The following is a 24,950-nucleotide window of genomic DNA, read 5'->3' on the forward strand; positions in this document are numbered from 1 at the left end:
TTCTGTTCCTGCGGCCCGCATGTTTTCAACTTCAGATGGCACGGATACGCCCCGTCCGGTTATACGTCAGGAGAAAAAACGCTTTCCTGATAAATGACTGGTTATGGAGGGTGTCTGTGCCCGGAAACCACTATGGATTTTTCAGAATTAAAGCTCGACCCTCGTATTCTCAAAGCTCTGACCGATTGCGGTTATCATGTTCCGACCCCCATTCAGGCGCAGGCCGTGCCCGAGGCTCTGGCGGGGCGGGATCTGATCGCCAGCGCCGGAACCGGTACGGGTAAAACCGCCGCTTTCATGCTGCCTGCTTTGCAGCGCTTGACGGTAAAGATTGCCCGTCGCAAGGGGGCGCCCAGGATGCTGGTGCTGGCGCCGACCCGCGAACTGGCGGGGCAGGTTATGGACGCAGCGCGTGTTTACGGCAAATATCTCGGTCTGACAACGGCCGTGTTGCTTGGCGGGGTGCCTTACCGGGACCAGTTCCGGGCCTTGGCTAAACCCCTTGATCTGGTTGTGGCGACCCCCGGACGTCTGCTCGATCATTTGCAGCGGCGCAGTATCGACCTGTCCTGTCTGGAGATGCTGGTTCTGGACGAGGCCGATCGCATGCTCGATATGGGCTTCAAGGAGGATGTTGACAAGGTTTGTGCCGCGGCACCCCGACAGCGCCAGACCATGATGTTTACCGCTACCTTGAATGATGCCATGCAGAAAATGGCCCGGCGGTTGCTCGACGATCCATTCCGCATCGATATCGCTGTGGTTAAGAATGTCTCGGATCACATTGAGCAGCATTTGCATGTGGCGGACAATCGCCAGCACAAGAACAGGCTCCTGCAACATTTGCTGAAACATTCGGATATTTCGCAGGCCATTGTTTTTTCCGCGACCAAGCGCGATGCCGATAGCCTGGCCAGAGATCTGTCCGCGCAGGGGTATCGGGCTGCCGCTTTGCATGGCGACATGAACCAGGGGGCGCGGAATCGGACCGTACGCGATTTGCGGCGCGGACGCATTCGTGTGCTGGTGGCTACCGATGTTGCTGCCCGAGGTTTGGATGTCGCCGGTATCAGTCACGTATTCAACTACGATTTGCCCAAGTTTGCGGAAGACTATGTGCACCGCATCGGTCGTACCGGACGGGCCGGAGCCACGGGGGTGGCGATATCCTTTGTGTCCGGTGCGGAGGTCAGTGCCTTGCGACGTATTCAACACTTTATCGGCCGCGAATTGCCGCGTCGGGAAATTCCCGGTCTGGAACCCCGTTTCCCTTTGAGGGCAGCATCCGCTGAGGGACGGCGGCGCTATAAAGGGAATGGACCGAACCGTTCGGGCAGGAAGCCGGCCAGCTATTTTTCCGGACGTAAAGAGCGCCAAGGCGGTTGTTCCGAGAGGTCGCGCGGGCAATCGGCGGCTCGAGAGCGCCTGGGGACGGTGTAGGCTGAACCCCATTCGCCTTCCCCTTGCGGATGTCTGTCTGATTTTATAAGTTTTGCACAACACACGGGCCGCATATCCATTACGGGTATGCGGCTGTTTTTTGCTCTTTTTCCTGTGGGAAGTGATTATTGCGAGACCTTTCAAAGCTGCTAGCCTTGTACGGAGAGAGGGGCCGGCTTCACGCTATCTCGGAAATTCCTTGTTAACCGTATTGTCAACATTCGGAGGCAGTTATGGGTAAGAAAGATAAAAAACATGAGGGCAAGGATGTGTTGGTTCCTGAACGGGCGGAGCTGGTCTCGCCGTTTGAGGAAATGGAGCGCTGGTTCGGGGATTTTTTTAACCGGCCGTTTTTTTTCTCCCATGTGGATGCCGCGCTTCAATCTGCCGAGCATGCAAGCGGTGGCACCTTCTGTCGACATCTATGAGGAGGAGGATGCCGTGGTGGTCAAAGCCGAACTGCCGGGTATCGGCAAGGAAGATGTCGAGGTGGATATCTCCGACGATTTGCTGACCATCTCCGGCGAGAAGAAAACCGAAGAGAAAATCGAACGCAAAGATTACCATCGCATCGAGCGTTCCTTCGGTAAATTTTCGCGCTCCGTGCGTTTGCCCGGCGATATTCTGACGGAACAGGCCAAGGCGTCGTTCAAGGAAGGCGTGCTTGAAGTTCGCATACCCAAAACGGAGGCAGCCAAGCAGAAGAAACGCAGGATCGAGATTGAGTAATCGTGTTTTTGGGGTGTGCAAAAGGCCGGGATGTCCCGGCCTTTTGTGCGTCTGGGCCCCGACAGGGTGCAGATTGAGGTGGCGGGCACCATGGGGGCTCCGGGGACAAGCCGGGCAAGGTGCGAGAAGCGATCATGGGAAAATATGTAAAAATAATTGTTTTTAATGGCGGATTGAATTATTTTTTAAGCCTGCATGGGTGGTGATGTAAATTTTATTCATATGGTGGAGGTGTTTGATGACAGAGGAAACCAAGACAGGGAAATTTTGCACCGAATGCGGCAAGGCGATTCACGCCAAGGCCGAAATTTGTCCTCATTGCGGAGTCCGACAGGTTGTGTCGGGTGCCGGAGTGGCCGTTACGGCCCCATCGATTCCCAATTATCTGGTTCAGGCGATTCTGGTGACCTTGTTTTGCTGTCTGCCTTTTGGCATCGTGTCGATTGTTTATGCGGCTCAGGTCAACGGGAAAGAGCAGGCGGGTGATATTGAAGGGGCTCGGCAGGCATCCCAGCTGGCCAAGAAGTGGGTATGGGCCGGCTTTTTATGCGGGCTGGTTTTCATGCTGTTCTACCTCGGTATCATGGTGTTCGCGGCAGTTATGGGGGCTTGATGCTGCCTGAGCGGTTTGCTGTGCGCTTTCGCGATTGGGGATGCTGGCGCCGGTTTTTGCTGGTCGTTGGTGCGGTGGTGGCGACGGGGGTGCTGTTGTGTTTCAGTCCGGTCGAAAATCGGTGGTTCCCGCCTTGCCCGTTTCGGTCGTTGACGGGGTGGTATTGTCCGGGGTGTGGTTCCACCAGGGCCCTGCACCATTTGTTGCATGGCAGAATCGGTGCGGCTTTCGGGTATAACGCGCTGATGGTTGTGTCTGTGCCTTTTCTGCTGGTGCGGGGAGTGGCCGGGTTGATTCCTGGGCGCGCACTCAGAGGGTTTGACGAAAAAGCCCTGAAGCCTGCGGCGATCATCGGTATTTGCGTGCTTGTCGTTGTGTACGGAGTGTTGCGGAATCTGCCGGCATACCCTTTTAGCTTTCTGGCTCCTCATGGTTGAGTTGCACGGCAGGTTTTCTGCGTGGGGCCTTGATTTCTTGGCGAATAGCGGATCCTGTGGTGGCTTTTGTTTCTGTCGCGGTTTAAAGCCTAAGCCTTTGCCCATCGGTTTGCGGCCGGTATGAGATTTTTTAAAATAGTTGTTGCTTTTTTGTGGACGGGTGTGGTAGAAAGGGGCAACTTAAGTAAGTTTGTGTAGATTTGCTTGTCAAGCAGATTGATCGTCAGTCGATTTTAAGCCGCACAGACCTCTTGGTATGTGGGGCTTTTTACTTAAGGACAGCGCAAATCCTGCACAACCAAAAACGCCCCTGCTGGGGAAAGAGGAAGAAAAATGGCAGAAGGTACTGTTAAGTGGTTTAATGACGCAAAAGGTTTCGGTTTCATCGAGCAGGACAATGGTCCCGACGTGTTCGTGCACTTCTCGGCCATCCAGGGCGAAGGTTTCAAGTCCTTGGCTGAAGGCGACCGGGTCAGCTTCGATGTTGTCCAGGGTCAGAAGGGTCCCCAGTCGGCCAACGTTTGCAAAATCTAATTTGCGTTTGACTTCTTAGTCAAGTTCGCTGTTGCCTGTCCGTGAGTGAGTCAACCTCGCAGGCAGTAATTTGAAAAGGGTTCGCAACCACTGGTTGCGAACCCTTTTTTACGTTGGTCCGGGGTTGGTGCCCTGCCTTATCTGGGAGTTTTTGTGGCGGGCTGCATGTAGGAAGTGGTTTCCTGCCATTTGTGCATATGGCCGACGGGCAGTTCGCATCCTTCGATGCTGTCGAGATTCTTGACGGCGCTATTCAGTTTCTGCAGCAATAATATGGCTTCTTCCTGGTGTCCCGGGAAGTGGGGCCCCATCATGTGTCGAGTGTAGGTTCGGGCAATTTGCTCGAGGTTTTCCATCGCCTGCATGCGAGTTTGGTTGTCTCTTGACATTGCCATGACGATCTCCTTTCATTTTTGGTACCCCTATATTATATACGCCTGTGCTTGAGTTGATCAATCCCGGCGGCAGCGCTTGATGTGAGCGGCGCAGGTCTTTTTTGGGGGAGGTAGCTTTGCGCTCTTTTGTGTTCTTTATTCAGGTCTGGGCGAGAGCGTATCGTATGCAGGCGGGAGCATCGCAGGGATTTTTAAGGTGGCGTGTCGGGTGCTGCGGGCCGAGCCATTTTCGATTTGGCCGGTGCGCAGGGTCGCGGTGCTGTCACCGGTATGTGTTTACCTGTGCACTGTTTTTCTCCTGGGAAGTGCTGTGTCGGCGGGTGTAGATCTATGTCTTTTCGGGAGGCAACAAAAAGTCTTTACATTTTCCGGTCAGTTGTTGTATTCTGCCCCACCTGCGGAGAGGTGACCGAGAGGCCGAAGGTGCACGATTGGAAATCGTGTGTACCGCAAGGTACCGAGGGTTCGAATCCCTCCCTCTCCGCCATTTAACTTTACCCTTCGATCGGGTTTTTGCCGATAGAAGTGACAGCCGGGTCCCGCGCAACGGACGGCCGCCAACCCCGTCAGGCCCGGGAGGGAGCAGCGGTAACGGCTTTAGCCGTGTGCCGCGGGTGAGCCTGGCTGTCACTTGTGTCGGCAATCCTTTTTGTGTCCCGCCGGCTGTATTCTAATGTCTACGGAGATCCTAGCACTTCATGTCTTACCTGGTACTGGCTCGTAAGTATCGGCCCCAGAGTTTTGACGACCTGGTCGGGCAAGAACACGTCAGCCAAACCCTGGGCAATGCCATAAAGACCGGGCGCGTTCATCACGCTTTCCTTTTTACGGGTGCGCGCGGGGTGGGCAAAACCTCTGCTGCGCGTATTTTTGCCAAAGCGTTGAACTGCGAGCAGGGGCTGTCACCGCAGCCATGTAACGTCTGCCAGTCCTGCCGGGAAATATCGGCCGGGCAGGGGCTTGACGTTTTTGAAATCGACGGTGCCTCCAATACCGGGGTCGATGACATTCGCGAGCTTCGGGAAAATATCCGCTACCTTCCTTCCCGATCCCGCTATAAAATATTTATCATTGACGAAGTCCACATGCTCTCCACCAACGCTTTCAACGCCCTGTTGAAGACCTTGGAGGAGCCTCCTGAGCACGCCAAATTTATCTTTGCCACAACCGAGCCGCACAAGATCCCCATTACGATTCTGTCGCGTTGCCAGCGGTTTGATTTCCGTAAAATACCTTTGCCTTTGATCGTTGCCCGGCTGAAAGAAATTGCCGCAGCGGAGGGGATTTCTATTTCCGAACGTTCCCTGGGGCTGGTGGCGAGGCGCGGTGAGGGCAGCATGCGCGATGCCCAGTCTACCTTCGATCAGGTTATCGCCTTTTGTGGGGATGCGGTTGGTGAGGACGATGTCCAGGGTCTTCTGGGGATGGTGGATCGGCGCTTGCTGGTCGATACTCTGGAAAGCTTGCTGGGGCACGACAGTCGCAGGCTTTTGCACTGTGTCTGTCGGGTGGATGAGCTGGGACATTCTTTCAGGCAGTTCTGTCGTGAGTTGGTCGAGACGTTGCGCTCTCTGGTGGTGTTGAAGGTGGTCCCTGAGCCGGAGGCCCTGCTCGACGCTACGCCGGATGAGCTTGAAGAATTACGTCGTTTATCTGCAACGGTGGAATTGGAAGATCTGGAGCGGGCCGTAACCGTGCTGGTGCGCACTGAGGCCGAATTGGCCGGATCGTCGTTTCCGCGTTTGGCGCTGGAGATGGCCTTGCTGCGTTTGGCGCATTTGCCTTCCGGGCGGGATGTGGCAACCTTGGTGCGCCAGGTGGAAGATCTGCAGCGCCGTTTGGAGTCGGGCGTACCGCCTGCGGAGCGTGCGCAGCCGGCGAGCTATGCTTCATCGGAGTCGATCGTCGCCGAACGCCCTGCGCCTGCTCCGGTTCAGGCTCAAGTTCCCGAGCCGGCTCAGTCGACCGCTGTTGCGGCCGCCGGCAAAGGTTCGGATGCTCAGGCTGAAAGCAAACCGCAAGGCTGGCAGGCGCTGGTTCAGCGTATTAATAAAGACCGCCCGCGTCTTGGTGGCGTTCTTGAGCATGGTAAACTGCTTAAGTTGGAGTTGCCTTTGGTCGAACTGGGGTTTGTCGAAGGGTCTTTTCACTTTTCGCAGATGCAGGATGGCGATCTGCAGGCCGGCTTTGTGAAGATAGCAGAAGATTACTTCGGGCAAACCGTCACCATGCGTGTTGTGCCGATTCGTGCCCAGGATCAGGCTGTGGCGCCACCGTCGTTGGCTGAGGAGCGCCAGGCCAGGGAAAGTAGTCAGCGCAATCAGGTTAAAGACGAAGCATTGGGGCATCCCGCGGTCAAGGCTGCGCAAAAAATTCTTGGGGGGGAAGTTGTGCAGGTCAAGCCCCTTCGGGAAGGTGCAGATCTGGGACATGCGGATCGTGACTGAGACAAACATGTCTGATTGATACGGGCATATATTCAGTCTCGACGCTTTAATAATACATAAAAATAATGGCCAATTTATTTTATTGGCCAGGAAGGTTGTTGTCATGGCAAAAGGTTTAGGTAATATCATGAAGCAGGCGCAACTCATGCAACAGAAGATGGAGCGCATGCAGCAGGAGCTGGAAACCCGCCAGGTGGAGGCTTCGGCCGGTGGGGGCATGGTGACGGCCGTGGTTAACGGTCGGCAGCAATTGGTTGACCTGAAAATCGAGGCAAGTGTTGTTGACCCCGAGGATGTCGAAATGTTGCAGGACCTGGTTTTGGCGGCTGTCAACGAAGCGCTGAAAAAGAGTCAGGATATGGCGCAGCAGGAAATGAGCAAAGTAACCGGCGGTTTGAATATCCCTGGCTTGATGTAATTTCCTTCCGGTTGTTTGTTGGGGAGAAAAAATTTTTTACCCAGAGAAAATAATAGAACGTTATTTCAAAAGATATTGTCACGGGCTTAATCAGTATGGTAAAATTTACCCCATCGTTTAACCGGCTTGTCGGTGAGTTTGCCAAGCTGCCTGGTATCGGACGCAAAACAGCTGTCAGGTTGACTCTTTTCATGTTGCGGCAAACTTCCCAGGATGCTTTGGCCTTGGGGGAAGCTGTCCGGGAGTTGAAAGAGCGAACCCGGTTTTGTTCCCGGTGTTTTTATTTTACGGAAGAAGACCCCTGTCCATTGTGTACCGATGTGGGCCGGGATGATCAACTGATCTGTGTTGTAGAGGAACCACAGGATGTCATTGCCATAGAGCGCAGCCGCTCTTTTCGTGGAAGATACCATGTTTTACACGGTTCTCTTTCGCCCCTGGATGGCATCGGCCCGGATGATTTGAAAATTGACGCATTGCTTGAAAGGTTGCAGCAGAACAATGTTAAAGAGGTGCTGCTGGCAACCAATTTTGACGTGGAAGGCGAGGCTACAGCGCTTTATCTGGCAAAAGTGATCCAGCCGTTCGGGGTCAAGGTGACACGACTGGCGCATGGTATTCCCACGGGAAGCGACCTGGAATATGTGGACGAGGCGACGGTCAATCATGCGGTCGAAGGACGCCGGGAGTTGTAAATTCTGAAGAACAGGCAAACGTTTTGCATAACCTTAATTGGCCGGTTCGTAGAATATCCGGATTCGATGTACGAAAAACTTCGTTGCGGTGCCGCAGGGCAAGCCTCGGAGTTATTATAATTTTACCCGGAACGCGATTAAAACAGCAATTTAGTAAAAGATCGAAATGATCCACAAGGAGGAAACAAAATGTCACGTAAAATGGTGACTATCGATGGCAATACCGCCGCTGCGCATGTTGCACATGCCACCAATGAGGTCATTGCTATTTATCCGATCACGCCCTCGTCCAACATGGGGGAAATTTCCGATGCCAAGAGCGCATTGAGCGAAGCCAATATCTGGGGTACCGTTCCGGATGTGGTGGAGCTGCAATCCGAGGGCGGTGCCGCCGGTGCCGTGCACGGTGCTCTTCAGGCCGGAGCCTTGACGACGACCTTTACCGCATCCCAGGGTCTGTTGCTGATGGTTCCCAACATGTTCAAAATCGCCGGGGAGCTGACACCGACCGTTTTCCATGTTTCGGCTCGGGCCATTGCCTGTCAGGCTCTGTCGATCTTTGGCGATCATTCCGATGTCATGGCAACCCGTTCCACCGGTTGGGCTCTGCTGGCTGCGAACAATGTCCAGGAAGTTATGGACTTCGCTTTAATCGCCCAGGCCGCGACCCTGGAATCGCGTATCCCGTTCTTGCATTTCTTCGATGGTTTCCGGACTTCTCACGAAATCCAGAAGGTCGAGGAGTTGACCAAAGACGACATGCGTTACATGGTTGACGATAATCTGGTACGTGCACACCGTGATCGTGCATTGTCGCCTGAGCGTCCCAAGATCCGCGGTACTTCGCAGAACCCCGATGTCTATTTCCAGGGTCGCGAAACCGTCAACAGCTATTATGACAAGGTTCCCGGCGTCCTGCAGGCCCAGATGGACAAGTTTGCCGAGCGCGTCGGCCGCCAATATTCGCTGGTCGACTACGTCGGGGCGCCCGATGCCGAGCGTGTGGTCGTGGTCATGGGCTCCGGTGCCGATACGGTACACGAACTGGTCGAATACCTGAATGCCAAAGGCGAGAAGATCGGTGTTCTGAAGGTGCGGCTGTTTCTGCCGTTCCCCGTCGCGGCCTTTGCCGAAGCTCTGCCGTCCACGGTTAAGAAAATCGCTGTGCTTGATCGCACTAAGGAGCCTGGTTCTCTCGGCGAACCCCTCTATCAGGCCGTTCGCACCGCCATTGGCGAAGCCATGAGCGACGGATTGCTCGATCTGCCGAGCTACCCGACCATCGTCGGCGGCCGTTACGGGCTCGGTTCCAAGGAATTCACCCCGGCGCTGGTCAAGGCGGTGTTCGATAATCTGTCGCAGGACAAGCCGAAGAACCATTTTACCGTGGGCATCGTCGACGATGTTACGGGCACCAATCTGGTGGCCGATGCGGACTTTAAATTGGTGCACGACGGCCTTTACTCCGCCGTATTTTACGGCCTCGGTTCCGATGGTACCGTCGGAGCCAATAAAAACTCCATCAAGATCATCGGCGAAAGCACCGACAATAACGTGCAGGCCTACTTCGTTTATGACTCCAAGAAGGCCGGCAGTATCACGACCAGCCATCTGCGTTTCGGCAAGCAGGCCATTCGCGCCCCGTACCTTATCGACCGTGCCGATTTCGTAGCCTGCCATAACTTCTCCTTCCTGGAGAAGTACGATATGCTGGGTAAGGCCAAGCAGGGTGGTACTTTCCTGCTCAACAGTCCTTACAGTGCGGAAGAGGTCTGGGGACAGCTGCCTGCTGAAGTGCAACAGTCGATCATCGACAAGCAGTTGAAGTTTTATGTCATCGACGGCGTGCGTCTGGGGAACGAAATCGGCCTCGGACCGCGGATCAATGTCATCATGCAGACGGCCTTTTTCGCCATTTCCAATATCATTCCTCTTGAAACGGCGGTCGATCAGATCAAACAGGCCATTGTCAAGAGTTACGGCAAGCGTGGCGAAAAAGTCGTCAATATGAACTATCAGGCCGTTGAGGTTGCTTTGGCCAATCTCAAGGAAGTTGCCGTTCCTGCCAGCGCCGACAGTTCCCTGGCGATGAAGCCGCCCGTGGGGCCCCATGCGCCGGCTTTCGTCAAGGAGGTCACGGCCCAGATCATCGCCAACAGAGGCGATGAACTGCCGGTTTCCGCCATTCCTGCGGACGGAACCTTCCCGGTGGCGACTTCCCAATATGAAAAACGCAATATAGCCATCAATATTCCGGTGTGGGAGCCTGAAGTGTGTGTACAGTGCGGTATCTGCTCCTTTGTTTGTCCGCACGCCACCATTCGTATGAAGGTTTATGCGGCCGATCAGCTTTCCGGCGCGCCGGCGACCTTCAAATCCTGCGATGCCAAGGGTAAAGAGTTGGCAGGTCTGAAATATACCCTGCAGGTGGCTCCCGAGGATTGTACCGGTTGTGGTGCCTGTGTGCACAATTGCCCGGCCAAGAGCAAGGAAGATCCGACCCGCAAAGCCATCAACATGGCTTTCCAGCCGCCGTTGCGTGACCAGGAAGCGGCGAACTGGGATTTCTTCCTTGAATTGCCCAATCCCGATGAGAAGCTCTTTAATCGTGCAACGGTCAAGGGCAGTCAGTTGCTGCCGCCCATGTTCGAATTTTCCGGTGCATGCGCCGGTTGCGGCGAGACGCCTTTCGTTAAATTGCTGTCCCAGCTGTTTGGCGACCGCCTGTTGATGGCCAATGCCACCGGTTGCTCTTCGATTTACGGCGGCAATCTGCCCACCACGCCCTGGACGGTTCGCAAGGATGGTCTTGGACCCAGCTGGAACAACTCTTTGTTCGAAGACTGTGCCGAGTTCGGTTACGGTATGCGACTGGCGGTGGATAAGTTCAAGACCTACGCTTACGAGTTGCTCGATAAGATCATGGACTGTGCCAGCGAAAGCTGTGCAGCGGCCAAGAGCCTGATGGCCGAGATCAAGGCGGCCGACCAGTCGAGTCAGGAGGGGATCGAGGCTCAGCGTGAGCGCGTCGCCAAATTGAAGGACATTCTCAAAGGGTGCGACAAGGAAGACGCGGTACAATTGCTGTCCGTGGCCGATTACCTGGTTGAGAAGTCGGTTTGGCTTATCGGCGGTGATGGCTGGGCATACGACATCGGTTACGGCGGTTTGGATCACGTCCTTGCTTCCGGTCGCAATGTCAACGCGCTGGTTCTCGATACCGAGGTCTACTCCAACACCGGCGGACAGGCCAGTAAATCGACACCGCTTGGTGCTGTGGCCCAGTTCGCGGCCGGCGGCAAGCGCATGCCCAAAAAGGATCTGGGCATGATTTCCATGACCTACGGCAATATTTACGTTGCCCAGGTGTCGCTGGCCAATCCTGCGCAGGTCGTCAAGGCGTTTATCGAAGCGGAGGCTTTCGATGGGCCCTCTCTGATTCTTGCCTACAGCCATTGCATCGCACATGGTATCAAAATGACCGAAGCCGTTGATGCATGTAAAAAAGCCGTTAATTCAGGGCATTGGCCCCTGTACCGGTTTGACCCGACCCTGGTCGAAAAAGGCAAAAATCCTTTGCAGCTCGACAGCAAGGATCCGAGTATCACCTTTGAGGACTACGCCTACAGTGAAAACCGTTATCGGGTATTGAAGAAAATCCAACCCGAAGCAGCGGCCAAACTCATGGAGCAGGCCAATCGTGATACGGTCAGACGCTTCGACCTGTATCGCAAACTGTCCGAAATGCCGGCAGATTGCGGTAGCGATAAGTAAAACGCAGTTCAAGAAGAAAAAAACTCCCGGCAGTATCTGTCGGGAGTTTTTTTCTGTTAAGGCGCAGGATTTGCAGTAAACGCCTTTGCTGTGGCTTTATGCCGCTCCGCGATTTTCGCGTTAAGGAAGGATGGGGCTGGCGGCCCATCAAAACCAGTCGAAAATGCAAAAATCTTGATCGCTATCTTCAGAGATGTTATATAGACCCTTGGCTTTGACATTTATCCTGGGAGCAGAGGCATGTTAGGTTACCAGTCCTCGTTAGTCATGTACGATGAGGAATATCAGCGGATCGTTGAGGGTGCGGATAAACTGTTGCGCGAATCCAATGCCAAGTCGGTTTTCCTGGTCGATCGCAACGGGCAATTGATTGCCGCTACCGGCGAAACTGAGCATTTGGATACGACCAGTCTCGCTTCCCTGACCGCCGGCAATATTGCGGCCACAGGGGGGCTGGCGAAGCTGATCGGTGAAAAAGAATTTTCCATTCTGTTCCACGAAGGGGAAAAGGACAATATTCACATTTCCATTGTTGGTGGCCGCGTTATTCTGGTGGTCATATTTGATCAGCGCAGTTCCCTTGGCTTGGTGCGCTTGCGTGTCAAGAAGGCAAGTGAAGAGTTCGACCGTACTCTGGAAGCGCTGGATCGCAAGTCTGCGGAGGAGTCCGGGGGAGGCGACCCGCAAAACCCCTTTGCGGAAATTACCGATGATGATATCGACAATCTCTTTCGGTAGCAGGATGGCAATAAATGGCTTTTATTAATTACGCATCACGTGAGATAAATTGTAAGATCGTCTATTACGGGCCGGGGTTGTGCGGAAAAACGACCAATCTGCAGACCATCTACCAGCGGACATCGCCGGATGCCCGGGGTAAGATGATTTCTCTGGCCACCGAGACGGAACGCACCCTGTTTTTCGATTTTCTACCGCTGGCTCTCGGTGAAATCCGCGGGTTCAAGACCCGGTTTCATCTTTATACCGTGCCGGGGCAGGTGTTCTATGATGCCTCACGTAAACTTATCCTCAAAGGGGTCGACGGGGTTGTTTTTGTAGCCGATTCCCAGGATGAGCGCCTGGATGCGAATATTGAAAGTCTGGAGAACCTCAAGGATAATCTGGACGAGCAAGGGTATGAGCTGGAAAAAATCCCCTTTGTCATTCAATACAACAAACGGGACCTCCCTAATCAAACGTCGCTTGAGGAGTTGAAGGAACTGCTGAATCCCGATGAGGTTCCCGATTTCGAGGCCTGCGCATTGACGGGGGAGGGGGTCTTTGAGACTCTTAAGGCGGTTGCCAAGCAGATTCTGGTGGAACTCAAGAAGGGCAAGCGTTGATTGTTGCGTATCCCAGCGGATTGGTTTTGTTAAAAGACAGCCTGTCGAAATATTCGACAGGCTGTTCGTGTTTTCGGGGATTGTTTTTGTGCAGGTATATGCCGGTTGCGGACGTTGTTTGCGCGAAGGCTTACCAGTAACGTACCCTGCCGGTGTCGATATGGACGAAATTGGATCGGGGATAATAGCCGACCCCGCCCCTTTTCATGGCGGTAGCGGTTTTGCGGAGGTTGGCCAGGGGGTATCCTCGAAGTCGAATGTCGATGGCCTGTCCGGCCATATGCAGACTCTTTGTCGCTACGCCCCTGGAATGCGCCTGCAGTTGCCGATTGGTGGCGGGGGAGCGATAGCCGGAGATGATTTCAAAAGGGGTGTCCGCCGGGATCCTGTCGTGCAGTTCATGGAGAAGATCCAGCAGGTTGGGGTCAATGGCTTTGGTTTCCCCCGTTCGATGATCTCTAAGCAGATGGTTGATCTGTTGTAGCGAGTCGTGCTGGTAGGATCCTTTTTCCCAGTAGACAATGTTGCGAAGGTGTTCGCCGGTATGGGTATTGTAAAGGGATAGGGATCGATGATCTTTATTGACAAGGCTTGCCATGGCCGGCCACGGCATAAGTATGCCGGCGGTTGCTGCAAGGCCTGTTTTCAGAAATTGCCGTCGATTCATGTTGGGAAGTAACCGGGTTTAAAAGGTGTGCGCCGTTCCGATGGGGTAAAGCATTTGAGTTTGACCTGGCGGAGTGGATACGGAGGTAGGTCGGTGATGCCTGTCACTGGGGAACTCTATGCAAATCCCTGATTTTACTCGCAGCGAACTGAACCTCGTTGGAAGATGGAAAAATTATTCATGCGGAACTCTGTCCGTAAAACTTCGCCAGCATAGCAAAGCCCGGGAATGTTTTCCAGAGGATTTTTGCTTAAAAAACAATAAGGTAGGCCTTCTGGATGGTTTTCTGTGCGATCATGGGAACCATAGCCGGTGGGGCTATGACAAAATATGGCAACCCAACTTTCCGCGGTCTATGACAAAAAGTGACAATAAATTGCAGTGAAAAGGCGAAGCTTTTCGAGTTTTTCCTTGATGGAAGATTAAAAAATGAATAGTATCGCATATATTGCGGTGACTTAGCTTCGTTTGGTCTGTGCTTTTGCATGCTGTCGGCTTGACGGATATATGATGATGACAGCTTGGTAATCAGGGGGGGCAGTGAAAGTTTTCGGTGCCAAATCAACGGCGACATCCGGTATGACAGGCGTTTCCTTGGAGGGTGAAGGTCTGGCTGTCGCACATGTGGAATTGCATGACGGCAGACCTCATCTGGCTTGCTGTGCCTTTTTTGAGGGGGATGCCGCCGTTTGCCAGGAACGCCTGCTGGACGAAGTCAGGAGTCGCGGTTTGGTGCGCAGTCGCGGTGTCGGCGTGGTCGGTTTTGGGTCCTATGGGCTTTTTCAGGTAGCCCCTCCACCTGTTCCGGATGCCGAATTGCGGGACGCTGTTCGCTGGCAGGTGAAAGACCTGATCGATTATCCCCTCGAGGAAGCGGTTGTGGATGTTTTTCGTGTGGGGGCCGATGCCCGGCGCGAAGGCACCAGGAACGCTTACGTTGTAGCCGTCAAACAGGCTGTCGTGCGCCAACAGCTCGACCTGTTGCGCCACGCCCGGCTCAAGGTCGACGCTGTTGACATTCCGGAACTCTGTTTAAGGAATCTGGCAGCTCTGCTGCCCGAAGATCCCCGCGGCGTGTCGCTACTCTATCTGGGGGCCGACAGCGGCGTTGTTATTGTCTGTCGCGGGGGGCGATTGCAATTGGCCCGGGATATTCCTTTCGGTTTCACGGCCCTGTCCCCCGAGACCGGGGAGTCGCAGCCTGGCAACATCGAAGGCCTTCAAGAGCGCCTCAGCCTGCTCGCGCTGGACATTCAGCGCTCCCTCGATTTCTATGAAAGCAGTTTCCGTCAGACGCCTGTAGCGGCGTTGTATCTCCTGCCTGCCGCAAAACCCCTGCCCGATCTTTTGCCGGATTTGCAAAGTCGTCTCGGCACCGCCGTCAAGCCCTTTATCCTTGCTGATGTATTCGACGGAAGCAAGGATGCTCTGCGCACCGCTGACCGCTGTCTGCTGGCTGTTGGTGCCGCTTTGCGAAACGATAAGGGGGAGGCATGAGGCAGCAGATCAACCTTTATCAGCCGGAATTATTCGATAAGAAGATACCTTTTTCCTCCCGGATGGTGGCGATGGTGCTGGCCGCAGCGTTGCTTTGCGCTATGTTGGCCGGAGCGCTCGGCATGTGGCGCAGTGCGCGCCTGGCAGCCGAGCTGGAGCGTTTGCAGGGGCGGCAGATGGCAGCCTTGCAGCGTCTTGAAGAGGTGCAGCGGCAGTACCCACCGCGCGTCCCCGATCCTGGTTTGGCCCGCCAGGTCGACAGCCTGTTGGGGGAACGCCAGGCACGCCTTGCTTTACTGGAGATGCTGACCGGCAGCCAGCCGGGCAATAGCCGTGGGTTTTCCCGCTATCTGGAAGGGCTCGCACGGGAGGATCTCTCTGCGGTCTGGTTGCGCCGCATTCGCTTATCTGCCGGCGGTCAGCAATTGTTGCTGGAGGGAAGCACAACGCGGGCCGCCGATGTGCCCCTTTATCTGCAGCGCCTGACCAGACAGCAGGATTATGCCGGACGGGAGTTCGAGCATCTGCAGATAAGTCGCGCCGAGGATAACTCCCAAGTCGTCGATTTTTTGATCAAAACCACCCATGAGGAAAAACCATGAAGGCGCTGGTGGTAAAAGTGAAACAATGGGCGGACTGGCTCGATCAACGCTCCCTGCGGGAAAGGGTTTTATTGGCGGCGGTGGTGCTGGTTGTCGGCTTTCTGGTTTTTGATGCGCTGGTGTTTCATCCTCAGGCGCAGAACCGCCGTCACCTGAAGACGCAGATGGCCACCCTTGAGACCACTCTTGCCGAACTGGATCGCCAGGCCGAAACGGTTTTGCTGCGTGCCAAGGAAGATCCCGACCGTGAACACCGGGCTCAACAGCGGCAGTTGCAAGCGGAGCTGGCTTCTTTGGATGAACGCCTCAAGGATCTGACCGTCGATCTTATTTCGCCATCTGATATGGCCGAAGTTCTGCGAGAGCTTCTTGCCCGGCAGCAAGGGCTGAGGCTTGTGCATCTGGAAAACCTGCCCCCCGTTGCATTGTTGCCGGCCAAGACCGAATCTGTTGAGTCCGACAGCGAGCCCCGCACCAATCTGTACCGTCACCCCGTGCGTATCGTCGTCTCGGGGACGTATCTGCAAGCCTTGGCTTATCTGCGAAATCTGGAAAAGCTGCCCCGTAAGTTATTCTGGGACGAACTGGAGATCGTGGTTGGGGACTATCCTCGAGCCGAAATATCCCTGCTGGTGTATACCCTGAGTCACAGAAAGGGGTGGATTGGTGTTTAATGTACGGCCGCGATATCTGACTGCGAGTGCGGTTCTATGGATACTTTGCCTGGGGTTGCGTACCCTGGCTGTCGGGTCCGAAGTGTTGCCGGACCCGACCCGGCCGGGTATCGCCAGCGGCGGTGGGCGTCCGGCAGAAGCGCAAGTGACCAAGTGGGTATTGACATCGACCCTGATCTCGCCGCAGCGAAGCGTTGCGATTATCAACGATCAGGTCGTACGGGTTGGGCAGGAGGTCGATGGCGCCAGGTTGGAAGCGATAAAGCCTGGCCGCGCGCTGCTGTCCCGTGCCGGAAAAAAGATAAAACTTAAGCTGATTGCCGATGCCGTGAAACAAACGGTGACATCGGCCCCTTGAAGCGAGGATACGTGCAGAAACTGATGACGACCAGAGCGTGGTATTGCAGTGGCTTGATGCTGATCGGGCTGGCCGGTGTATTGATGATGGGGGGGTGTGCGCCAAGGCCCAGAGGAGAGATGCCCCTGGCACAATTCGATCAGCAGCTGGCGGTTGAGCAAAAGGTGCCGAGTACCCTGCCGGATGAAGTGTCGGCAGCTCTATTGCCCCCCGCCAAGGACGATGCAGACTGGCAGGGGCACATGGTGGAGGAACCGCGTTTCGATGTGTTTGCCAAGGATACCCCAGCTCAGGAGTTTTTTACGGGTCTGGTCGAGGGAACTCCCTACAACATGGTGGTACATCCCTCGGTTTCCGGAACGGTATCCCTCAATCTCAAGGCCGTGACCATTCCTGAAATCATGGATGTGCTGCGGGATGTTTACGGTTTCCAATACCGGACCACCCGCTCCGGATTTCAGGTCATTCCCGATACCCTTCAGACCCAGGTGTTCTATGTCAATTATCTCAACCTGGTGCGTAAGGGGTTGTCGCAGACCCGGGTCAGTTCCGGACAGGTCAGCGAGGCGGGCAGCGGCGATGATGACGACGACAGCGGATCGAACCGGTCGAGACGCGACGACGGCAATGCCATGGTTTCGGGCAGTCGCATCGACACCGAATCGAGTGCCGATTTCTGGACCGAGTTGAGCGTGGCGCTGCGCACCATGGTCGGCCAGGAGGACGGCCGACGGGTCGTGATCCAGCCGCAGGCCGGCGTGGTGGTGGTACGCGCTCTGCCCGAGGAATTGCGCACCATCGAGCAGTATCTGGGCACTATTCAGGGCAATCTGCAGCGCCAGGTCATTCTCGAAGCCAAAATTCTCGAGGTTGAGCTGGGCGATGGTTATCAGGCCGGTATCAACTGGTCGGCGGTGAACGGGGATGTTTCCATGGCGCAGACGCGCGGCGATATTTTCGCCGACAACGGATTGGCCGATATCGTTGGCAGTGACGGTGCGGCCGTGACCTCGGGATTGGCCTCCGGTGCTTTTGGCGGGGTCTTCAGCGCCGCGTTGAATTTCAAGAATTTCCAGGCTTTTATCGAATTACTGGAGACCCAGGGCGATGTTCAGGTATTGTCGAGTCCGCGTATCGCCACGGTCAACAACCAGAAAGCGGTCATCAAGGTCGGTTCCGATGAGTTCTTCGTCACGGATGTTTCAAGTGATACGGTAACCGGCACCACCACGACCACCTCTCCGGATATCACCCTGACGCCGTTTTTCTCCGGCATCGCCCTCGATGTGACGCCGCAGATCGATCCCAAGGGCAAGGTGACACTGCACATTCATCCAACCGTCAGCGAAGTTTCCGATCAGACCAAAGACATCACGGTGGCCGGGGAAACCCAGACTCTGCCCCTGGCTTTCAGTACGGTGCGCGAGTCCGACAGCATTGTCGCAGCTGAGAGTGGTCAGGTTGTAGTCATTGGCGGCTTGATGAAAGATCAGCTGCAGAACAGGGATGCCAGCGTGCCTCTGCTTGGGCGTCTGCCCGGGGTGGGTGCCCTGTTCCGGCATACCCAGTCGGTATCGCGCAAAAGTGAGCTGGTGATTCTTCTGAGGCCGATGGTGGTCGAAGCCGGTACCTGGAACCAGGCGCTGGATGCTTCGCGGCAGCGGTTCAAAAACCTGGGTAGCGAATTCGATACCGAGTGGCGCGGCGGCAAATTCGCGCGGCCCGCTCGTTAAGCGGGCTTTTTCGGGGCCGGAGGTAGAGACCGATGTATCGAGAGCATTTCGGCTTGACGGCAAAACCTTTCGGTTTGACTCCGGATGCGGATTTTCTGTTTGCTCATGCCGGCTACCGGGAGGCTTTGAATGTTCTGCTTATCGCTCTGGACAGCGGCGAAGGGTTTATCAAGATCACCGGCGAGGTGGGTACCGGCAAGACGCTGCTGTGTCGGCGGTTGCTCGATGAACTGGCCGAAACCGCTATTACAGCGTATGTTCCCAACCCACTGCTGGAACCCATGGAGTTCTATGCAGCCGTGGCGGAGGAACTCGGCGCAGGATTTGCCGCTGCGACGGATTCCCACGAAGCGCTCAAACGCATCGCACAGCGGCTTATCGAATTGGGGGGCGACGGTCGCCCGGTGGTTCTGTGCATCGATGAAGCGCAAGTGATGTCCGATCGAACTCTTGAGGCATTGCGTTTGTTGAGCAACCTCGAAACGCAAAAGCGTAAGTTGCTGCATATCGTGCTGTTCGGCCAGCCGGAGCTGGATCAGCGCCTGGCCGGTTACGGTCTTCGCCAATTACGCCAGCGCATTGTGTTCAGCTACAGATTGCCGGCACTCGGTCGGCAGGAGGTCGGCGCCTACGTTCGGCATCGATTGCAGGCCGCGGGCTGTAAGGGCAACCGCATATTCAGCTCTCGGGCGTTGAAAAGATTATGGACGGCGAGTCGCGGGATACCCAGGCTTGTCAATATTTTGGCTAACAAGGCCATGATGGCCTCCTTCGGTCAAGGCGACAGCATGGTGCGTACCCGGCATGTGCGTCTGGCCATCGCCGATACCGAAGACGCCCGCCGCAGCTGGCTGTGTCGTTTGCGCCTGGGGTGTTGAGGAGAATAGATTGAGCCTTATCAACCAAATGCTCAAGGATCTCGAGAAACGCTCGACTCCGGACGCGTCATCCGGGCACGGCAGGGCTGCTTTTGCGCCTGCTGTCCGCGCAGATCGCCGTCGTAAGGTGCTGTGGCTGGGGCTGCCGCTCTTGCTGCTGATCCTCGGTGTCGGATTGTGGGCAGGTTTCGGGCATGTTGGCGAGGCACCGCCGCCTTCCGACCTTGATCCGGTCGTAACCGATGAAACGCAAGACAATCTTCCTTCGGTTGCAACACAACAATCCGTGCTGCCCGCAGCGCCCGAAGCCGTGTCCCTTAAGACTTTGCGGCTTTTTCCGCACGACCATCGGCTGCAGGTTGAAGCGGTCTTTTCGGAGGCACCGGCTTATCGGCTTTTGCGCATCGACCATGGTAGGCAGCTGGTCCTGGAACTGCCGGAGGCGAGCCTGCCTGCCGCGCTGCCGCCTGCCGCCTCCTGGCCGTTGCTGCGCAGTGTGGGGTACGAACGGGGCGAGCATGGTCCCCGGCTGGTTTTCACTTTCAAGGCGGCTTGTCGATATGAGGAACTGGCGTTACTTGCGGCAGCTGACGGCCAGGATCAGATGCTGCGTTTTACGGTACAGCCCGAGCCGAGTGCGGTAGCGGCGACTGTTGCCAGGCCGGCGCCTGTACTGCCTTCCGAGGATAAAGCTGCGTCCGAGCCGGTGCCGGCCGCGGTAGCGACTGTGCAACCGGAACAGCCAACCGCCCAACCGGAGCGGTCGACCGCAGAACCGAAGACTTTCGCTGCTCAGCCAGGTATGACGCGACAGACATTGCAGCTGACACCCCATGAGCGTGCCTCCGAATTCAGCCGGGATGCTCTTGCCGCTTTGCAGCAGGGAAAAGAGCGCGATGCGGAGGCCGCGTTACGTTCAGCCCTGGCCATTGAACCGGGCCATGAGCAGGCCTGCGATTTGTTGTTGCGGCTGTTGAAAAAGCAAGGCCGTCGCGCCGAAATCAGATTGTTGCTGGCTACGGCGGTGCGGGAACATCCGGCGCAGCTGTCGTATCGGGAAAATTATGCGCGCCTGTTGATCGAGGAGGGCGCATTAACCGAAGCCCGCGAACAGTTGGCCCGCGAACCTCGACCGTCTGTGGCCGAGGCCCTGGATTTGTACGCCATGTTGGCCACGGTTTATCAGCGTCTGGCGCAATACGAGGCCGCGGCGCACATTTATCGTCAAATGCTGGAAGTTCAGCCGGAAAAGGCGATCTGGTGGATGGGGCTTGGCATTGCTCTTGAAGGAAACCTGGAGGAGAATCAGGCGCGTCAAGCCTATGACCAGGCCCTTGCCCGTGGCGGATTGTCCGCCGGGTTGCAGACCTACATCCGACAGCGGCTGACGGTATTGAAAAATCGCCATGCTCAAAATCCCGCGACTGTTACGGACGCAGGGAAGGAACCATCATGACGGCACGCAAAAAAATTCGCATCGGTGAATTGCTGGTGCAGCATCATATCATCAGCGAGGAGCAGTTGAATACCGCCCTGGCTGAGCAGAAACGCACCGGCAGTAAACTGGGGCACACCCTGGTCGAATTGGGCTATCTCAGCCCGACCGGCTTTCTCAAGTTTCTCGGCCAGCAGTTGCAGATCCCCTTTATCGATCTGCGGCATTATCAATACAAGGCCGAGACGGTGCGCCTGTTGCCGGAAATTTACGTGCGACGCTTTCGCGCCCTGGTATTGGCTGAAGAAGGCGACGGTCTGCTGGTCGGCATGGCCGATCCCACAGATATCTTCGCGTTTGACGAGTTGCGCCGGATTCTCAAGCGCCCCGTCAAGCTGGCCGTGGTCGGTGAAGACGAACTCCTCGATATCGTCGATCGCATTTATCGGCGCACCGATGAAATCATTCATATCGCCGGTGAGCTCAGCGAAGAGCTGGGCGAAGGCGGTATCGACCTGGAGAGTCTGCTTTCGAGCAGCAATATCGAAGATGCCCCGGTTGTGCGTCTGCTGCACACCCTGTTTGAGGATGCGGTGCAGATCGGCGCCTCGGACATTCATATCGAACCGGACGAGTCGGTGTTGCGCATCCGGCAGCGCGTCGACGGTATCCTGCACGAACAGGTGATGAAGGAAAAGCGCATCGGCGGGGCTCTGGTGTCGCGCCTGAAGCTGATGAGCGGCCTGGATATTTCCGAGCGTCGTCTGCCCCAGGATGGGCGATTCAACATCCGCGTGCGGGGCCGCAGCATCGACATTCGTCTGTCCACCATGCCGCTGCAATTCGGCGAATCGGTGGTCATGCGTCTGCTCGACCAGTCCGGTGGTTTGCTTGCCTTGGAACAGATCGGAATGCCTGAAGGCCTGTTGCGGCGTTTCCATAATCTTATCAAGCGGCCCCACGGGCTGGTGCTGGTAACCGGACCGACGGGTAGCGGCAAGACCACCACCCTTTACGGGGCCCTCAACGCCCTCAACGATACCAGCAAAAAGATCATTACCGTCGAGGATCCGGTGGAATATCGCCTGCCGCGCATCAACCAGGTGCAGGTGCAAAGCCGTATCGATCTGTCCTTCGCGCGGGTCCTGCGGGCCGCCCTGCGCCAGGACCCCGACGTGGTCATGGTCGGCGAGATGCGCGACCAGGAAACCGCCCAGATCGGTCTGCGCGCCGCCATGACCGGCCACCTGGTACTGTCCACCCTGCATACCAACGATGCCGTGAGCACCGCACTGCGGCTGCTCGATATGGGCGCCGAAGGTTTTGTGGTCGGCAGCTCGCTGCTGGCCATCCTGGCACAGCGCCTGGTACGCCGTGTCTGTGAAAGCTGTATGGAGGACGATCCCCTCGACGCGGGCCAGCGCAGCTGGCTGGCGGCCATGGTCGGGCCGGAAGCCCACCGACAGGTTTTCAAGCGTGGCGCCGGGTGTCCGCGCTGCCATAACACCGGTTACCACGGGCGTATCGGTATTTTCGAGTTGCTGCAGATCGACACGTCGTTGGCCGACGCCCTGCGTCGCAGCGACAGCGCCGGATTCGCCGAGCTGGCCCGTCGTCAGCCCGGCTTCCAAACCCTTTCCATGGCGGCTTACGATTATGCCTGCCAGGGCGTCACCAGCATGGAAGAGGTGCTGCGCGTTTCCGGCCAGCTCGAAGATTTTAATTCTGACTCCGGTCGGTATGCCGGTCAGGATCTAACAGAGGATGATGCGGATGCCACAGTTCCGGTACCAGGCACGTAACGCCGCAGGGGCGCTGCTCGAAGGCACCATGGAGGCCGCCAGTGCCGCCATGGTGGCCGATCAGCTGCTGGGTTCCGGCTCGGCCCCGGTGCGGATCGACGAAGAGGCCGGCAAATCGGCAGGCAAAGTGTCTCTGAATTGGCAATTCGGCGGACGGCGTATCGAGCCCGAGGATCTGATCCTGTTCTGCCGCCAGATGTACAGCCTGACCAAGGCCGGGGTGCCGTTGCTGCGCGCTTTGCGCGGCATGACCGAGTCGGCCTGCAAGCCGATCATGGCCGAGACGCTGCTGGCGGTTCTCGACGATCTTGAAAGCGGGCACGATCTGTCCAGCGCCCTGCGGCGTCATTCCAAGGTTTTTCCGCCCCTGTTGGTCAATATGATTCAGGTCGGGGAGAGCAGCGGACGTCTCGACGATTCGTTCAACGAAGTGGCGACCTACCTGATCCGCGAAAAGCAGACCGCCGACCAGATCAAGGCGGCCCTGCGTTACCCGAGCTTTGTGCTGGTGGCCATATCCATCGCCATCGCAATCATTACGCTCTTTGTCATACCGGCCTTCGAGAAGCTGTTTAAAAGTCAGGGAGCCCAATTGCCCCTGCCGACCCGTATCATTCTCGGCATATCCAATTTCGCCGTGTCCTGGTGGTGGGCCATCCTTATCGCCCTGGTGGCGGGATTTTTCGCCTGGCGCGCCTGGATCCGTACCGAGCAGGGCGCACTGATCTGGGATCGCTTCAAATTGCGCCTGCCGGTGGTCGGCAGCATCATTCACCGCGCGATTCTGGTGCGTTTCGCTCGCGGTTTCTCCATGGGGTACGGCGCCGGCGTTCCGCTGATCCAGTCCCTGGCCCTGACCTCCCAGGCGGTGGGTAACAGCTATGTGCAGCAGCGCCTCGGTGAGCTGCGGCGCGGCGTCGAGCACGGCGATACCCTGACGCGCAGCGCTGCCGCCAGTGAAATGTTCACCCCCCTGGTGTTGCAGATGCTGGCCGTCGGTGAGGAGACCGGTGCGGTCGATACCATGCTGCTGGAGGTTGGTGATTTTTACGAACGGGAGATCGAATACGACATCAGCCGATTGTCCAGCGCCATCGAACCGATCCTCATCGTTGTCATCGGCGCCATGGTGCTGGTTCTGGCTCTGGGCGTGTTCCTGCCCATGTGGAATATGGCCAGCGTCATGCGCGGGGGCTGAGGGGGATGCATAAACCTAAGGCCCCGTTGTACCACAAACGCTGGACTTTAAGGCTGTTCGAGTGGGGCGTGCTGACCTGCGTGATCCTGGTTCTTATGGGGGCGTTTCTGCGGAAGGTTCGCTACCTTCAGGCCGAGGCCGAGCGTCTAACCGTGCAGGGGAGTATCGATAATATGCGAGCTGCCGTACTGCTGGCGTCGGTGTTGCATGCGGACAGCGAAAATATTCGCAGTGAAGCCCGGCCCGGCGGTAATCCTGTCAGGCTGCTGCAGGCCGAGACGGGATTGGAACTGGATGGGTATCTTGGTGAACTCGATAGTGCCGATTCCGCAGAAGTTGCCGCCGGTAAATGGTATTTCGACAGGAAACAGGCGGTACTGGTTTATCGATTGCGCAGTGTCGAAGGCTTTGAGAGCCCGCTATCCGGTCCAGCGCGCATCCGTTTATGTCTTAATAATGCAGGGGCCAACGGAACAATGGGTACTTCCTTGATACTTGAGCCTTGCGAGGCATTTACATGGGGGCCTTTGAATTAGAAGGTAATTGATTGCGATTGTATTTCCTGGAAAAATGACATATTTTTATCATTTTTCATCAAAGTTGTTGTGGTAAGACAAAACAAGGTGTGTCAATTGTGTGGCCTGGGAGTAGGCAGGCAAGTTGGAAGGTTGGAGCCATTCCATGTTTAAAAGGAGGAAACAACCTTCGTATTGTTAACTTTTTTGTAGAGATCAAAGGAGAGAGAGAATGAGAAGTCAAAGTGGTTTTACCTTGATTGAGTTGGTGGTGGTGATTGTGATTTTGGGGATTCTGGCAGCCGTTGCTGTGCCGAAGTACGTCGATATGAAAACGGAAGCGGAGGTGGCTGCAGCTGATGGCGTTTATGGTGCGGCGCAGTCTGCTGCGGCTCTCGCCTTTGCAGAGCAACTGGTTAAAGAGTCCCCTGAGTTATCGTTGATTACGACCGGTCAAACCCTTTTGGACGCTATGGAAGAAACTCCGGAAGGGTGGCAGGCGGATAATACCGGCGCGGTCGGTACTGACGTCGTCGGTATTTGCTATGAACCGGCCACTGATAACGATTGCGATGGCGAGACCTATTACATCAATATTGAAGAGGTAGGGACGGCTTCTAAAAAAGCTGTTTTGTCGAAGAGCTGGTAATAGCGGGGCTGTCTGATCAACACGCGATTTGTTTTAGCAGTATGTTTTTTTGTAGGGTTTTAATAGTTGTTTGCCCCGCTTCTTTTCATGGAGCGGGGCTTTTATATCTATTGTGAA

At 56.0% G+C, this 24,950-nt stretch carries 25 protein-coding genes, 1 tRNA gene and 1 other RNA gene; 25 read left to right on the plus strand and 2 right to left on the minus strand.

The features are described from left to right. Positions 1-132 precede the first annotated feature (132 nt). The 6 genes from PCAR_RS02515 to PCAR_RS02535 all read left to right on the plus strand — a co-directional run bounded on the left by PCAR_RS02515 (position 133) and on the right by PCAR_RS02535 (position 3,753). Positions 133-1,440, plus strand: coding sequence for a DEAD/DEAH box helicase (locus tag PCAR_RS02515; protein WP_011340048.1), 1,308 nt, complete (start codon positions 133-135; stop codon positions 1,438-1,440). Between the two features lie 233 nt (positions 1,441-1,673). Beyond that, positions 1,674-1,868, plus strand: a complete 195-nt coding sequence (locus PCAR_RS18870; protein ID WP_052643306.1) for a hypothetical protein — start codon at positions 1,674-1,676, stop codon at positions 1,866-1,868. Further along, the gene (locus PCAR_RS18235; RefSeq protein ID WP_162467556.1) at positions 1,843-2,169 is read left to right on the plus strand and encodes an Hsp20/alpha crystallin family protein; all 327 of its coding nucleotides are present in this window, start codon (positions 1,843-1,845) and stop codon (positions 2,167-2,169) included. The genes PCAR_RS18870 and PCAR_RS18235 overlap by 26 nt, the downstream gene beginning before the upstream one ends. 352 nt (positions 2,170-2,521) lie before the next feature. Next, entirely contained in the window at positions 2,522-2,782 is a 261-nt protein-coding gene (locus tag PCAR_RS02525) for a CD225/dispanin family protein (protein WP_041531517.1), read from the plus strand. Continuing rightward, complete coding sequence (locus tag PCAR_RS02530; RefSeq protein ID WP_011340051.1) at positions 2,782-3,219, plus strand: DUF2752 domain-containing protein; 438 nt, start codon at positions 2,782-2,784, stop codon at positions 3,217-3,219. The genes PCAR_RS02525 and PCAR_RS02530 overlap by 1 nt, the downstream gene beginning before the upstream one ends. 333 nt (positions 3,220-3,552) lie before the next feature. Beyond that, complete coding sequence (locus tag PCAR_RS02535; protein WP_011340052.1) at positions 3,553-3,753, plus strand: cold-shock protein; 201 nt, start codon at positions 3,553-3,555, stop codon at positions 3,751-3,753. A gap of 137 nt (positions 3,754-3,890) precedes the next feature. On the opposite strand, the gene PCAR_RS02540 is transcribed toward PCAR_RS02535, so the two are convergent. Continuing rightward, complete coding sequence (locus PCAR_RS02540) at positions 3,891-4,148, minus strand: hypothetical protein (RefSeq protein WP_011340053.1); 258 nt, start codon at positions 4,146-4,148, stop codon at positions 3,891-3,893. Between the two features lie 399 nt (positions 4,149-4,547). Between PCAR_RS02540 and PCAR_RS02545 the strand changes: the two genes are divergently transcribed. The 8 genes from PCAR_RS02545 (at position 4,548) to PCAR_RS02575 (ending at position 12,825) form a co-directional block, all read left to right on the plus strand. Continuing rightward, positions 4,548-4,635, plus strand: a tRNA-Ser gene (locus PCAR_RS02545). A 43-nt stretch (positions 4,636-4,678) separates the two neighbouring features. After that, an RNA gene (ffs, locus tag PCAR_RS18240) (signal recognition particle sRNA small type) lies at positions 4,679-4,777 on the plus strand. 69 nt (positions 4,778-4,846) lie between these two features. Further along, positions 4,847-6,595, plus strand: a complete 1,749-nt coding sequence (dnaX, locus tag PCAR_RS02550; protein ID WP_011340055.1) for a DNA polymerase III subunit gamma/tau — start codon at positions 4,847-4,849, stop codon at positions 6,593-6,595. A gap of 103 nt (positions 6,596-6,698) precedes the next feature. After that, positions 6,699-7,013: a YbaB/EbfC family nucleoid-associated protein gene (locus PCAR_RS02555; protein WP_011340056.1), complete on the plus strand. Its 315-nt coding sequence runs from the start codon at positions 6,699-6,701 to the stop codon at positions 7,011-7,013. 95 nt (positions 7,014-7,108) lie between these two features. Then, positions 7,109-7,708, plus strand: a complete 600-nt coding sequence (recR, locus tag PCAR_RS02560; protein ID WP_011340057.1) for a recombination mediator RecR — start codon at positions 7,109-7,111, stop codon at positions 7,706-7,708. 189 nt (positions 7,709-7,897) lie between these two features. Further along, positions 7,898-11,482, plus strand: coding sequence for a pyruvate:ferredoxin (flavodoxin) oxidoreductase (gene nifJ, locus PCAR_RS02565; RefSeq protein ID WP_011340058.1), 3,585 nt, complete (start codon positions 7,898-7,900; stop codon positions 11,480-11,482). Positions 11,483-11,722: 240 nt separating this feature from the next. After that, positions 11,723-12,220: a roadblock/LC7 domain-containing protein gene (locus PCAR_RS02570; RefSeq protein WP_011340059.1), complete on the plus strand. Its 498-nt coding sequence runs from the start codon at positions 11,723-11,725 to the stop codon at positions 12,218-12,220. Between the two features lie 14 nt (positions 12,221-12,234). Beyond that, entirely contained in the window at positions 12,235-12,825 is a 591-nt protein-coding gene (locus PCAR_RS02575; RefSeq protein WP_011340060.1) for a GTP-binding protein, read from the plus strand. Between the two features lie 130 nt (positions 12,826-12,955). On the opposite strand, the gene PCAR_RS02580 is transcribed toward PCAR_RS02575, so the two are convergent. After that, positions 12,956-13,492, minus strand: coding sequence for a YcbK family protein (locus tag PCAR_RS02580; protein ID WP_011340061.1), 537 nt, complete (start codon positions 13,490-13,492; stop codon positions 12,956-12,958). Between the two features lie 540 nt (positions 13,493-14,032). Here PCAR_RS02580 and pilM point away from each other — a divergent pair. The 11 genes from pilM to PCAR_RS19165 all read left to right on the plus strand — a co-directional run bounded on the left by pilM (position 14,033) and on the right by PCAR_RS19165 (position 24,833). Continuing rightward, the gene (gene pilM, locus PCAR_RS02585; protein ID WP_011340063.1) at positions 14,033-14,989 is read left to right on the plus strand and encodes a type IV pilus biogenesis protein PilM; all 957 of its coding nucleotides are present in this window, start codon (positions 14,033-14,035) and stop codon (positions 14,987-14,989) included. Next, on the plus strand, positions 14,986-15,591 hold the full coding sequence (locus PCAR_RS17610) for a hypothetical protein (protein WP_011340064.1): 606 nt from the start codon (positions 14,986-14,988) through the stop codon (positions 15,589-15,591). The genes pilM and PCAR_RS17610 overlap by 4 nt, the downstream gene beginning before the upstream one ends. After that, a complete protein-coding gene (gene gspM / locus PCAR_RS17615; protein ID WP_011340065.1) occupies positions 15,588-16,265 on the plus strand; it encodes a type II secretion system protein GspM in 678 nt (225 codons plus the stop codon). The genes PCAR_RS17610 and gspM overlap by 4 nt, the downstream gene beginning before the upstream one ends. Next, positions 16,258-16,623: a type IV pilus biogenesis protein MshK gene (locus tag PCAR_RS02600; RefSeq protein WP_011340066.1), complete on the plus strand. Its 366-nt coding sequence runs from the start codon at positions 16,258-16,260 to the stop codon at positions 16,621-16,623. Before gspM ends, PCAR_RS02600 begins: the two co-directional genes overlap by 8 nt. 23 nt (positions 16,624-16,646) lie before the next feature. Next, positions 16,647-18,356 carry a pilus (MSHA type) biogenesis protein MshL gene (gene mshL / locus PCAR_RS02605; protein WP_041531222.1) on the plus strand — a complete coding sequence of 570 codons (1,710 nt, stop codon included), beginning with the start codon at positions 16,647-16,649 and terminating at the stop codon, positions 18,354-18,356. A gap of 32 nt (positions 18,357-18,388) precedes the next feature. Further along, positions 18,389-19,234 carry an ExeA family protein gene (locus PCAR_RS02610; RefSeq protein WP_011340068.1) on the plus strand — a complete coding sequence of 282 codons (846 nt, stop codon included), beginning with the start codon at positions 18,389-18,391 and terminating at the stop codon, positions 19,232-19,234. 10 nt (positions 19,235-19,244) lie between these two features. Then, positions 19,245-20,690, plus strand: a complete 1,446-nt coding sequence (locus PCAR_RS02615) for a tetratricopeptide repeat protein (protein ID WP_011340069.1) — start codon at positions 19,245-19,247, stop codon at positions 20,688-20,690. Next, entirely contained in the window at positions 20,687-22,471 is a 1,785-nt protein-coding gene (locus tag PCAR_RS02620) for a GspE/PulE family protein (RefSeq protein WP_011340070.1), read from the plus strand. The genes PCAR_RS02615 and PCAR_RS02620 overlap by 4 nt, the downstream gene beginning before the upstream one ends. After that, entirely contained in the window at positions 22,443-23,669 is a 1,227-nt protein-coding gene (locus PCAR_RS02625; protein ID WP_011340071.1) for a type II secretion system F family protein, read from the plus strand. Before PCAR_RS02620 ends, PCAR_RS02625 begins: the two co-directional genes overlap by 29 nt. Before the next feature lie 5 nt (positions 23,670-23,674). Further along, the gene (locus PCAR_RS02630; RefSeq protein ID WP_011340072.1) at positions 23,675-24,205 is read left to right on the plus strand and encodes a hypothetical protein; all 531 of its coding nucleotides are present in this window, start codon (positions 23,675-23,677) and stop codon (positions 24,203-24,205) included. A gap of 211 nt (positions 24,206-24,416) precedes the next feature. Then, positions 24,417-24,833: a type II secretion system protein gene (locus tag PCAR_RS19165; protein WP_011340073.1), complete on the plus strand. Its 417-nt coding sequence runs from the start codon at positions 24,417-24,419 to the stop codon at positions 24,831-24,833. Positions 24,834-24,950: the final 117 nt, after the last annotated feature.

Source organism: Syntrophotalea carbinolica DSM 2380, assembly GCF_000012885.1.
GTDB classification, from domain to species: Bacteria; Desulfobacterota; Desulfuromonadia; order Desulfuromonadales; family Syntrophotaleaceae; genus Syntrophotalea; species Syntrophotalea carbinolica.

Bases quoted from the DNA above. Each gene is read 5' to 3' on its own strand.
- PCAR_RS17610 (WP_011340064.1), top strand. From the start codon at position 14,986: ATGAGGCAGCAGATCAACCTTTATCAGCCGGAATTATTCGATAAGAAG.
- PCAR_RS02535 (WP_011340052.1), top strand. From the start codon at position 3,553: ATGGCAGAAGGTACTGTTAAGTGGTTTAATGACGCAAAAGGTTTCGGT.
- PCAR_RS02540 (WP_011340053.1), bottom strand. From the start codon at position 4,148: ATGGCAATGTCAAGAGACAACCAAACTCGCATGCAGGCGATGGAAAAC.
- PCAR_RS18870 (WP_052643306.1), top strand. From the start codon at position 1,674: ATGGGTAAGAAAGATAAAAAACATGAGGGCAAGGATGTGTTGGTTCCT.
- dnaX (WP_011340055.1), top strand. From the start codon at position 4,847: ATGTCTTACCTGGTACTGGCTCGTAAGTATCGGCCCCAGAGTTTTGAC.
- PCAR_RS02515 (WP_011340048.1), top strand. From the start codon at position 133: ATGGATTTTTCAGAATTAAAGCTCGACCCTCGTATTCTCAAAGCTCTG.
- nifJ (WP_011340058.1), top strand. From the start codon at position 7,898: ATGTCACGTAAAATGGTGACTATCGATGGCAATACCGCCGCTGCGCAT.
- PCAR_RS02610 (WP_011340068.1), top strand. From the start codon at position 18,389: ATGTATCGAGAGCATTTCGGCTTGACGGCAAAACCTTTCGGTTTGACT.
- PCAR_RS02625 (WP_011340071.1), top strand. From the start codon at position 22,443: ATGCCACAGTTCCGGTACCAGGCACGTAACGCCGCAGGGGCGCTGCTC.
- PCAR_RS02620 (WP_011340070.1), top strand. From the start codon at position 20,687: ATGACGGCACGCAAAAAAATTCGCATCGGTGAATTGCTGGTGCAGCAT.
- recR (WP_011340057.1), top strand. From the start codon at position 7,109: ATGGTAAAATTTACCCCATCGTTTAACCGGCTTGTCGGTGAGTTTGCC.
- PCAR_RS02555 (WP_011340056.1), top strand. From the start codon at position 6,699: ATGGCAAAAGGTTTAGGTAATATCATGAAGCAGGCGCAACTCATGCAA.
- PCAR_RS19165 (WP_011340073.1), top strand. From the start codon at position 24,417: ATGAGAAGTCAAAGTGGTTTTACCTTGATTGAGTTGGTGGTGGTGATT.
- PCAR_RS02530 (WP_011340051.1), top strand. From the start codon at position 2,782: ATGCTGCCTGAGCGGTTTGCTGTGCGCTTTCGCGATTGGGGATGCTGG.
- mshL (WP_041531222.1), top strand. From the start codon at position 16,647: ATGACGACCAGAGCGTGGTATTGCAGTGGCTTGATGCTGATCGGGCTG.
- PCAR_RS02575 (WP_011340060.1), top strand. From the start codon at position 12,235: ATGGCTTTTATTAATTACGCATCACGTGAGATAAATTGTAAGATCGTC.
- PCAR_RS02580 (WP_011340061.1), bottom strand. From the start codon at position 13,492: ATGAATCGACGGCAATTTCTGAAAACAGGCCTTGCAGCAACCGCCGGC.
- PCAR_RS02570 (WP_011340059.1), top strand. From the start codon at position 11,723: ATGTTAGGTTACCAGTCCTCGTTAGTCATGTACGATGAGGAATATCAG.
- gspM (WP_011340065.1), top strand. From the start codon at position 15,588: ATGAAGGCGCTGGTGGTAAAAGTGAAACAATGGGCGGACTGGCTCGAT.
- PCAR_RS02630 (WP_011340072.1), top strand. From the start codon at position 23,675: ATGCATAAACCTAAGGCCCCGTTGTACCACAAACGCTGGACTTTAAGG.